At 60.0% G+C, this 10,371-nt stretch carries 7 protein-coding genes and 1 pseudogene; 5 read left to right on the top strand and 3 right to left on the bottom strand.

The window, feature by feature from the left end:
• Positions 1-3: 3 nt before the first annotated feature.
• The 5 genes and pseudogenes from PQR40_RS21805 (at position 4) to PQR40_RS21825 (ending at position 5,349) form a co-directional block, all read left to right on the top strand.
• A complete protein-coding gene (locus tag PQR40_RS21805; RefSeq protein WP_408509859.1) occupies positions 4-843 on the top strand; it encodes an ABC transporter permease in 840 nt (279 codons plus the stop codon).
• A 147-nt stretch (positions 844-990) separates the two neighbouring features.
• Positions 991-2,061, top strand: coding sequence for an OmpA family protein (locus PQR40_RS21810; RefSeq protein ID WP_408509860.1), 1,071 nt, complete (start codon positions 991-993; stop codon positions 2,059-2,061).
• A gap of 289 nt (positions 2,062-2,350) precedes the next feature.
• A pseudogene (locus PQR40_RS21815) lies at positions 2,351-2,464 on the top strand (LuxR C-terminal-related transcriptional regulator); the annotation flags it as partial.
• Between the two features lie 159 nt (positions 2,465-2,623).
• A complete protein-coding gene (locus PQR40_RS21820) occupies positions 2,624-4,192 on the top strand; it encodes a sensor histidine kinase (RefSeq protein WP_408509861.1) in 1,569 nt (522 codons plus the stop codon).
• Positions 4,189-5,349: a hypothetical protein gene (locus PQR40_RS21825; protein WP_408509862.1), complete on the top strand. Its 1,161-nt coding sequence runs from the start codon at positions 4,189-4,191 to the stop codon at positions 5,347-5,349. The genes PQR40_RS21820 and PQR40_RS21825 overlap by 4 nt, the downstream gene beginning before the upstream one ends.
• A 130-nt stretch (positions 5,350-5,479) precedes the next feature.
• Here PQR40_RS21825 and acnA read toward each other — a convergent pair whose 3' ends face one another.
• The 3 genes from acnA to PQR40_RS21840 are packed head-to-tail and all read right to left on the bottom strand — an operon-like array spanning position 5,480 to position 10,226.
• The gene (acnA, locus tag PQR40_RS21830) at positions 5,480-8,197 is read right to left on the bottom strand and encodes an aconitate hydratase AcnA (protein ID WP_408239101.1); all 2,718 of its coding nucleotides are present in this window, start codon (positions 8,195-8,197) and stop codon (positions 5,480-5,482) included.
• Between the two features lie 45 nt (positions 8,198-8,242).
• Positions 8,243-9,694: a bifunctional 2-methylcitrate dehydratase/aconitate hydratase gene (locus PQR40_RS21835; RefSeq protein WP_408239104.1), complete on the bottom strand. Its 1,452-nt coding sequence runs from the start codon at positions 9,692-9,694 to the stop codon at positions 8,243-8,245.
• A 25-nt stretch (positions 9,695-9,719) separates the two neighbouring features.
• Positions 9,720-10,226, bottom strand: coding sequence for a hypothetical protein (locus PQR40_RS21840; protein ID WP_408336738.1), 507 nt, complete (start codon positions 10,224-10,226; stop codon positions 9,720-9,722).
• Between the last annotated feature and the right edge of the window lie 145 nt (positions 10,227-10,371).

Raw genomic sequence — 10,371 nt, forward strand, 5'->3', positions numbered from 1 at the left:
GCGATGAAACTAGCCAAGCCCCTGTTTGCGCCGCATACGTCCTGGGTTGAACGCGTGTGGTATTTCGCGCTGCGTGCGCTTGCAGTGCTGACGCTGCTGTATCTGATTCTGCCGGTGCTGGCGATCGTGCCGTTGTCATTTTCGTCGAGCACGTTTCTGGTCTATCCGATTCCGGGCTGGTCACTGCGCTGGTATCAGAACCTGATTATGTCCGATGAATGGCGCATGGCGGCGAAGAACAGCTTTATCGTGGCGCCTTCTGCCACGGTCGTCGCAACCGTACTCGGCACACTGGCTGCAATCGGCCTGACCAAAGCGAACTTCCGCGGCAAAGCGCTGCTGATGGCGATCCTGATTTCGCCGATGATCGTGCCGGTGGTGGTGGTCGGCGTCGGCATGTATCTGTTCTTCGCGCCGCTCGGGCTGGCCAATACCTATATCGGGCTGATCCTGGCGCATGCGTCGCTAGGCGTGCCGTTTGTCGTGACGACGGTGGCGGCGACGCTGCAAGGCTTCAACTACAACCTGGTGCGTGCCAGTTTGTCGCTGGGCGCAAATCCGGTGAAGACGTTTTTCCGCATCACGTTGCCGGTGATTGCACCGGGCGTGATTTCGGGCGCCCTGTTCGCGTTCGCAACATCGTTCGATGAAGTGGTGGTGACGCTGTTCCTGGCAGGAGCGGATCAGACCACGCTGCCGCGGCAGATGTTCACCGGGATTCGCGAGAACATCAGCCCGACAATTGCCGCGCTTGCGACGATTCTGATTGTGTTTTCCACGTGCCTGTTGCTGGCGCTGGAGTGGTTGCGGGGGCGGAATGCGGCTCGGGCAGTCCGCAATTAAGTCTGAGCCATATGACATCTGTTATGCGGCGTGAATCCTTGCGCCGCAACTTTCCCACGTGTTTATAAGAATCTTCCCATTCCCCACCTCTCTGCGTCTCTTCATACTGAGCCTTCTTAAATAAGATGCGCTCGACGCAGAAAATCAATGAAATTTCAGCTAACGATGCTAGTGTGTGCGCTGGCCTTGTCAGGCTGCGCGGACCACGCCGCGCGTGATCGACTCGGTATTGAAGATGCCACCGTGTTGAAAACTGGCGTCGTTGCCTCGCAGGACGAAGCTGCAGGCGCGGCTAATGGACAATGGGTCAACACCTACGCTCCGATTGTCAGCAGCCGCATGGCGCTGGCATCGTTGCAACAGCGGCTCAATCAAGTGCCGGGCGAAAAGAACGGCTATTTCCAGGCAAAGGCGCAGTGCTGGATCGATGCTGGCCTGCAGGCGCGGCAGGGTAACGATCACTGGGGTTTCGTTGAGGAAGCGATCGGTCAGGCTGCAACGATTACGATCGGTCTCGAAAATGGCACGCCGTTATCCGCAGCTAACCCGGCTCTGCGTACGGTGTCGACCGTGCGTCCTGATCTCTGGAAGATCGTCAATACCATCAAGGGCGATCCCGCCATTGCCGAATGTCCTGATGCGCAACGGCCTCTCGCCTGTGCCGAAGTCGAACTGATGCATGCCGGGCATGACGCATGGATGCGAAGTTTCTCCACGGCTGAAAAGCGTTTGCCGGAAATCCAGAGCAACTTGCGGGTGTCGGCGGAAACGGCGTTGCAATGCAAGCAGACGAAGCAGACGAAGCAGACGCCGGCAGCGGTAGCCGTGGCGCAGGTGCCTAAAAAAATAACGCTACGAGCCGATTCCCTGTTCCGCTTCGATGGCGGGAATGAGGCCGCGATCCTGCCGTCCGGCAAGCAACGTCTCGATGACGTGGTGACTGGTCTGAAGAAGGTTCCCGCAATACGCGAACTTAAGATTGTCGGCTACGCCGACCGCCTCGGTAGCGACGCCCACAACCAGAGTCTGTCTGTGCAGCGTGCGCAAACGGTAAAGCAGTATCTGCGCAATCACGGCGTGACATTGCCGATAATTGCGCAGGGTCAAGGCAGTGCGAATCAGGTGGTCAACTGTGAGCAAACGAAGCGCGACGAACTGGTGCGGTGTCTTGCACCGAATCGCCGCGTCGAGATTGAGTTTGTGGCCGCTGCTTCATAGCGTGCCCATGCGTCAAGAATGACCGTAAGTATTGATGGATGCCGACGTCGTGCAGCCGGTCAATATTTCGACTCGCACGCGTTGTATCCCCGGCTCGCTACGAGCTCCATATTCTTAATTCCCTGCCATCCCCTGCAATAAGGCGGGGGCGCTGTCGCGCGCGAATCGGGTGGAAAATACTTGTTGACGCCTGCTTTCTTGTATGGAGGGCGGATCATGGGTTCTGCATCGATCGACAGAATGTTTTGGGGCTTACCGATGGTAAGCATCAGCGTGGCAAGGGGATGATTTCATAAGCGACAAAACAGTGAGTACGTACAAGAGCCGCATCCAGGAAAAGCTTGGTTTGTCTTCTTTGGCAGCGCTGATCGAGTTTGCTTCGTTGCATCGGCTGATCGACTGAGTTTTGCGGGCTATGAATAAAATGGGCCTGCCTGGTTCTTTAGCGGGCGCGCACCGTCGTGCGTCGCGCGTTTCTCACTCTTTCTCTCGCAAAGCGGGGCTCACTTCGATCCGTTTTGCGACGGTGTTGGGCTGTCTGTTTGCATTTGCACTGCTATGCATGCTCTCGATACGCGCCAATGCGGCGCCGTTAGTCGACAGTACGCCGCGCGCGCTGCAAGTGGACGATTCGCCTGCGGCTGCTGCGCTGGCCGCACGCGACGCAGTAGGACAACTCGGGCAGCCGGCCTGTGATCCTGATTCGCGCGACAATACCGCTGCCGGCGCATCCCTCAAGCTTGCTTCGACTGATAACCACAAATCCGCGGGCCAACCGGTAACGGCCGCAAAGGATGGCGCGATCGAGCAGCAAACGTGGTTAGTGGCGCTCGCGGCGCCGGCTGTCGTTGCGCTGGCCGGTGCGTGCCTGTCTCGTGCTGCGCTGCGGCGCGCTGCGGAGAAACTGCACCACGCTGAGGACACATGGACCCGCCGGTGTGATGCGGCCGAAGCGCGCGAGCAGGCTGCACGCTTTGCGGCGTCCACTCAGGCGAGCGCCGCTGCGAGACAGGAGCGGCTCTGGCTGCTCGGCGCGATGCGCCTTTACGCGGAAGCTCCGTTGACCGCAGTAGCGGGTCTGCTTGAATCGTTCGAAACGGCGGCCATGCCGTCCGCTCAACGCGCGCAGATGGTCGTGATTCAATCCGCAGTGCGCACGTGGACCCAAACGCTTCACGACCTGCTGGAAGTTTCGCCACTGGAGTCGCGTGCCTTCGTTCTCGACGAGAGCGCGACGAATCTACGCGAGCTCATCGACAGCGTTGTTGCGCTGTTGTCTCCATCCGCGGTTCAGCGTGGCTTGCACTTGAGCTCGAGCGTTGATCAAACGGTCGCGGAGCGGATTCTCGTCGACAGCGGTCGACTCGGTCAGATGTTCTTCCATCTGATCAATCGCACGATTCAACTCAACACGAACGGTGAGATTGCACTCGTCGTGCGAGCGGAGCCGTTGAACACTGGTTCGCAGCAAATTTTTATGAACGTGACGCACGCCGGTGAAGAACCCTCCGAGGCCGCTCAGCTGCAACTTTTTGGGCCGAACCCTGACGAATCGCTCCCGGGCGAGCGGTTCGGCGATGCTGACGCGTGCTTGCCGCTCTGCCAGATACTCGCGAAGCGTATGCAAGGTGAGCTTTCCGTTGCAAGCGACTCACATTCCGTCACGCGCGCGAGCTTTAATGCGCCGTTCACCGTGGAGCAATGGGAGCCGCTCGCAGAACCTGCTCGCAATGCACAGGCACTTCTGCCAGGCATTGCCGCGCAGAAGGAAACTTCCGCAAGTGCCCAATCTGAACCTTTCGAACGCCGCTATCTCGACGCGCTTTCTGACGAGGGTATCGATCTCCACACGTTTCTCGGCGGCTGGCGGCGTTCGATGGACGACGATCTGGAGCGCATGAGCGGGTTAACTCATCTCGGCGACATCGCCGGGTTGCGCTCGTTGCTGCACAGACTGAGTGGAGCCGTAGGTCTTGTCGGCGCGCAAAGTTTGATGGAAGCGCTGCGGCGCGCCAGCCTGGCCGAACCCGAACCTGAAACGGGCGTCGTCCAGGCGCTTGCGAAGCGCGCGCACGCGTTGATGAATCAACTCGACCAGGCGATCGACCTACCTCGGAGCAACCTGCAATGACTCGACCGCTAGCCTTGATCGAAGGCGATCTGACGATTCCGTTGCCACGACCGTTTGACGGCTTGCCGCCGCCGTTCGGTTCGCGCCACCGTGTGCTGCGCCAAGCGGTGCATCACGCCGTTAGCGAAATCGCCAAGCTGCCGCGGGTTAGCATGTTTCCGCCAGGCGTGAAGCACGTGCTGTTCTATAAGGCGCCGCCGCAACGCGTAGACACCCACAGCTTTGACGCTGCAGTGGCAGAAGCGAAACGCTATCTGCAAATGGACACGGCCCGAGCGTGTTCGTCGCGCTCCGATCATCTCCTGGCTGGGGCGATCTTCGCTGGCTGTACCATCGCGCTGACATGGCTGCTGGTCACGTGCTCGATGAAGGACGCGGAGAAGGCGAAGAAGCCGTCTGTCACGCCGGTGGTTGCAGCCTGGCAAGCAGAGATTGCGGGCGGGAAGGCGGCGGCCCCAACCGTCGCCGCAGCAGCGAGCGCGGCGCCGGCGACGTCGGTGAACGCCGACGCGCCAGCGAAGGCTCAGTCCGCACACGTAGCGGCGGCAGAGTCTGCTGGCGCGCCCACGCAAGTCGCCCAAACCGTGCCGTTGCCGCCAACTGCACCCAAGCAAGACGCGCAGGCTAAACCGGTGTCTCCTGTTGTATCGGCGCGGGCTACGCAAGTGGTGTCTGTATCGCCTGTTGTGCCAGCGCAGGCTATGCAAGTCGTGTCCGCATCGCCTGCCGTCCCGAAGCAGGACACTCAGGCCGCATCTCCGCCGTACGTTGCGACGAAGCAAGTTGCGCGAGCGTTTTCCATCGTGCCGAAGCAGACCGTGCAGATCACGTCCCGCAACGACAGCACCGCAACCCCTACGGAAAAGACCGTGAAGCGGGTCAAGGTGGCGCGTCTGTCCGAAGCCCACGTCAACGAACGCATGGCCTTGAGTCGTGCCACCAGGCCGGCCTCGACTCCCGCAGCGTCGAAGCAGCCCGAGTGGACCGCTGGCGTAACACATAACGACGTTTCGACAGACGACGCGTCGTGGATGAACTGGGCTGCCCAGCAACATCGTCCGGCCCCGACCATGCGTGCGAGCGTGCCGTCCGACACCAACTGGAATGCCCGCATGACCCAACGCAGGATCACCGACAACCCGGACGCATTTAAGTAACAACAGGAGCGAGCGGGCAAATAAAAAAAGCCCGGCCAAAGCCGGGCTTCTAAAGTCGGCTGCGTCCTCCACAGGACGCAGCCCCTGCAAAACAGCGCTTACGCAGTTACAGCACGCGTAAGCAAATACCTTAAGCAGCCAGCAGCGAACGCAGCACGAACGGCAGAATCCCGCCGTGCTTGTAGTAGTCCACTTCGATCGGCGTATCGATACGCAGCAGCACCTGCACGCGTTTCTCCTTGCCGTCCTTGCCGTGAATCACCAGCGTCACTTCCTGTTGCGGCTTGAAGTCGTTGCCCAGGCCTTCAACATCGAACGTTTCTTCGCCGGTAATACCGAGCGATTGCACGCTGTCCGAGCCCTTGAACTGCAGCGGCAACACGCCCATGCCGACCAGGTTCGAACGGTGAATCCGCTCGAAGCTGCGCGCGACCACAGCCTTCACGCCCAGCAGTTGCGTACCCTTCGCAGCCCAGTCACGCGACGAGCCCGTGCCGTACTCTTCACCGGCAAACACAACCGTCGGCGTGCCCGCGTCGATGTACTTCATCGCTGCGTCATAGATGGACTCTTGTTCGCCGCTCGGCTGGTGAATCGTCAAACCGCCTTCAACGCGCGAGCCGTCTGCCTTCACCGGGATCATCAGATTCTTGATCCGGACGTTCGCGAACGTGCCGCGCATCATCACGTCGTGGTTGCCGCGGCGTGAGCCGTAGCTGTTGAAGTCGGCCTTCTGCACGCCGTTTGCCTTCAGCCACTTGCCTGCCGGCGAGTCTTCCTTGATCGAACCAGCCGGGCTGATGTGGTCGGTCGTAACCGAGTCACCGAAGATGCCCAGTGCGCGCGCGCCCTTGACCGGAGCGATGCTGTCGGCCGGCGTCATCGAGAAGTCCTTGCCGAAGAACGGCGGCTCAGCGATGTAGGTCGACTTCGGCCAGTCGTAGACTTGACCTTCTTCGCCTTCGATCTTGCTCCACAGGTCGCCCTTCTTGGTCAGCGCCGAGTAGTTCTTGCGGAACGCATCTGCGTCCAGCGCAAACTTGAGCAGTGCGTCGACTTCTTCGCTGGTCGGCCAGATGTCGCCCAGGTAGACGTCCTTGCCGCCCTTGCCCTTGCCGACCGGTTCGGTCATCAGGTCGCGCGTGATGTTGCCGGCGATCGCGTAAGCGACAACCAGCGGCGGCGAGGCCAGGAAGTTCGCCCGGATGTTCGGGTGAATACGTGCTTCGAAGTTACGGTTGCCCGACAGAACCGCTGCCGCGACGATGTCGTTCTTCGTGATCGCTTCGTTCAGTTCCGGCGTCAGATCGCCCGCGTTACCGATACAGGTCGTGCAACCGTAAGCGGCCAACGTGAAACCGAGCTTGTCGAGGTACTTCATCAAGTCGGTCTTCGTCAGGTATTCCGTGACGATGCGCGATCCCGGAGCCAGCGAGGTCTTGATGTGCGGAGCGACCGTCAGGCCGGCTTCCACAGCCTTCTTCGCCAGCAAGCCAGCAGCCAACAAGACGCTCGGGTTCGACGTGTTCGTGCACGACGTGATGGCGGCGATCAGGATGTCGCCGTTCTTCACGTCGACGCCGTTGCTCGTCGTGTATTGCGCGTCGAGGTCTTCCGACTTCTTCGCGAAGCCGTTTTCTGCCACCGGCTTCGAGAACAGGTCGCTGAAGGTCGACTTCACATGACCGATTTCGATACGGTCTTGCGGGCGCTTCGGACCTGCCAGCGACGGCGTCACCGTGCCGAGATCCAGCGTCACGACCTTGGTGTAGTCGATCTGGCCAGCCTTCGGAATACCGAACAGACCCTGCGCCTTGAAGTAGTTTTCGAAGGCGGAGATTTCTGCGTCGGTGCGGCCCGTGCCCTTGAAGTAGTCGATGGTTTTTTCGTCGACCGGGAAGAAGCCCATGGTTGCGCCGTATTCCGGCGCCATGTTGCCGATGGTTGCGCGGTCCGGCAGCGACAGCGACTTCGTGCCTTCGCCAAAGAACTCGACGAACTTGCCGACAACCTTTTCCTTGCGCAGCAGTTCGGTAACGGTCAGGACCAGGTCGGTCGCCGTGAGGCCTTCGCGCAGCTTGCCCTTCAGTTCGACGCCCACCACGTCCGGCGTCAGGAAGTACACCGGCTGGCCGAGCATGCCGGCTTCAGCTTCAATACCGCCCACGCCCCAGCCCACCACGCCGATACCGTTGATCATCGTGGTGTGGCTGTCGGTGCCGACCAGCGAATCCGGGTAGTACACCGTGTCCGCGCCTTCGGCCTTCTTGTGCACGCCGCGTGCGAGGTACTCCAGGTTCACCTGGTGAACGATACCGACGCCCGGCGGCACGACCTTGAACGTGTCGAATGCCTGCATGCCCCACTTCATGAACTGGTAGCGCTCGTTGTTGCGCTGGAATTCCAGTTTCATGTTCAGATCGAGCGCGTTCTTTTCGCGGAAGTGATCGATCTGCACCGAGTGATCGACCACCAGATCGACCGGGACCAGCGGTTCGATCGACTTCGGATCCTTGCCCATGTGTTTCGCGACACCGCGCATTGCAGCGATGTCGGCGAGCAGCGGCACGCCGGTAAAATCTTGCAGCACGACGCGCGACACGACGAACGGGATTTCGTCGACGCGTGCTGCGGTCGGCTTCCAGTTCGCGAGTTGCGTGATGTGTTCTTCGGCGATCTTCTTGCCGTCGTAGTTACGCAGCACCGATTCCAGCACGATACGGATCGATACCGGCAGGCGGTCGATCTTGATGTTCAGTGCCTTGCCGAGTTGCGGCAGGGAGTAGAACTTGCCTTTGCCGGAACCGCTGTCGAATTCCTTGAGCGTTTTGTGGAGGTTGTGGGCCATGGTGTTTTCCTTGGTTTGATCGCGGAACTACAGTACTTAACTTAACTAGATGACGTACAGATCGACGTATTCATTGACCGGCATGGCTTCGAGCCTTGCCTGATCGAGCGACACGTCGAGAATCGCCAGTTGTTGCCTGACCGGAAAGCGGCGCGCGAGATTGGTCTTGAACTTCTCGACCAGCAACGGAATCCCGTCTTCGCGACGACGCTTGTGACCGATCGGGTATTCGACTACAACTTCGTCGAACGTCGACCCATCGTTGAATTCGACCGTCAGTGCATTGGCGATCGAACGCTTCTCCGGATCGTGGTAATCCTTCGTGAACTGCGCGTCTTCGACACATTCCATCTTTGCGCGCAGCACATCGAGTCGCGCGTCCTGCGCGATCGAATCTTCATAGTCCGCAGCCGTCAGGCGGCCGTGGACCAATGGCACGGCGATCATGTACTGAATGCAGTGATCGCGGTCGGCCGGATTGTTCAGGGGGCCTTTCTTGTCGATGATGCGGATCGCGGCTTCGTGGGTGCGGATCGTGATCTTTTTGATGTCTTCTACGCGCTTGCGTTGAGTTGCGAGCTGCGCGTGCAGCTTCATGGCCGCTTCCACCGCTGTTTGCGCGTGGAATTCTGCCGGAAACGAAATTTTGAAGAGCACGTTTTCCATCACGTACGAGCCGTACGGACGCTGAAACCTGAACGGGTTGCCCTTGAACAGGACATCGTAAAAGCCCCAGGTTTTAGCCGTCAGCACCGACGGATAACCCATTTCGCCGGTCTTCGCAATCAGCGCGAGACGCACGGCGCGCGACGTCGCATCGCCTGCGGCCCACGACTTGCGTGAGCCGGTATTCGGCGCATGGCGGTAGGTGCGCAACGCATGCCCATCGACAAATGCTTGCGATACCGCGTTGATCAACTCGTCGCGCGTCAAACCGATCATCTGGCCGACCACTGCGGTCGACGCCAGCTTCACCAGCAGAACATGATCGAGCCCGACCTTGTTGAACGAGTTCTCGAGCGCGATACAACCTTGAATTTCGTGCGCCTTGATCATGCCGATCAACACGTCTTTCATCGTCAGCGGCTTCTTGCCCGCTGCGATGGCACTGCGCGAGAGCCAGTCGGCTGTCGCCAGAATCCCGCCGAGGTTATCCGACGGATGGCCCCATTCCGCTGCCAGCCAGGTATCGTTGAAGTCCAGCCAGCGGATCATCGCGCCGATGTTGAAGGCGGCCTGAACCGGATCCAGCTGGAAGGAAGTTCCCGGCACCTTCGCGCCGTTGGGGACGATCGTGCCGGGCACGATCGGTCCCATCAGCTTGGTGCACGCCGGGTAGGTGAGCGCCTCGAGTCCGCAGCCGAGTGTATCGATCAGGCAGTTACGCGCGGTGTCCAGCGCGAGCGTGCTGTCGATCGGGAAATCCAGCACGTAATCGACAATATCGACCAGGACTGGGTCCGGGTCGGGTCGCACGTTGGAAATCGGAGCGGACATCGGGGAGCTTTCCTGATGTAACTGATTAGTTGGTCTTGTTGATCGCGTTCGATTGCGTCGGAGCCGGCGCGCCCTGGATCATGGCTGCCGTCTTGCATTCGTCGGCCAGACGCGAGCTGTCCTTATCCGAGAACAACATCGCCTTCGTCGGGATCACGACGAGATCCATACCCGATGCAGCGTCGTGGAAACGGTCTGCGCCCGTGGTGGTCGCTTCGCGCGGCAAATTGTAGTTTTTGTTCGCCCAGTGAACCGTGACGATCTGGTCACGCTTCATGTCGCCCTTCAGGTCGAATGCCAGACCTTCGTTGCACGACCACTTTTCGGAGCCGTCCAGAATCGGATCGACCTTCGCTTCCTTGGCCGGGTTGGCCTTGCGCTTGATCAGGCGTTTCGGTTGCGGGCGCTTCGCCACAGCCTTGGCAGCCGGCTTCGTGGCGGTGGTCGCCGTTTGTGCGGCGGCGTCAGTCGCGACAGTCAGCATCGTCGTGGACAGTGCGCCAATCACGGCGGCGATCATCAGCTTTTTCATGGTGGAGAACCTTTCTATCTAATTTCAGTTAAACAGTGCGCGGGCTACCGGTCCTGGCAACCGCGAGGGTTGAACTGCACGCGCTTTGAAAGCGCACAGCGACCGCTATTTTCTCCTATTTAGCGGCACGTACTTCAAATTCTCG

Origin of the sequence: Paraburkholderia sediminicola (assembly GCF_046026855.1) — a bacterium.
Lineage (GTDB): Bacteria > Pseudomonadota > Gammaproteobacteria > Burkholderiales > Burkholderiaceae > Paraburkholderia > Paraburkholderia sediminicola_A.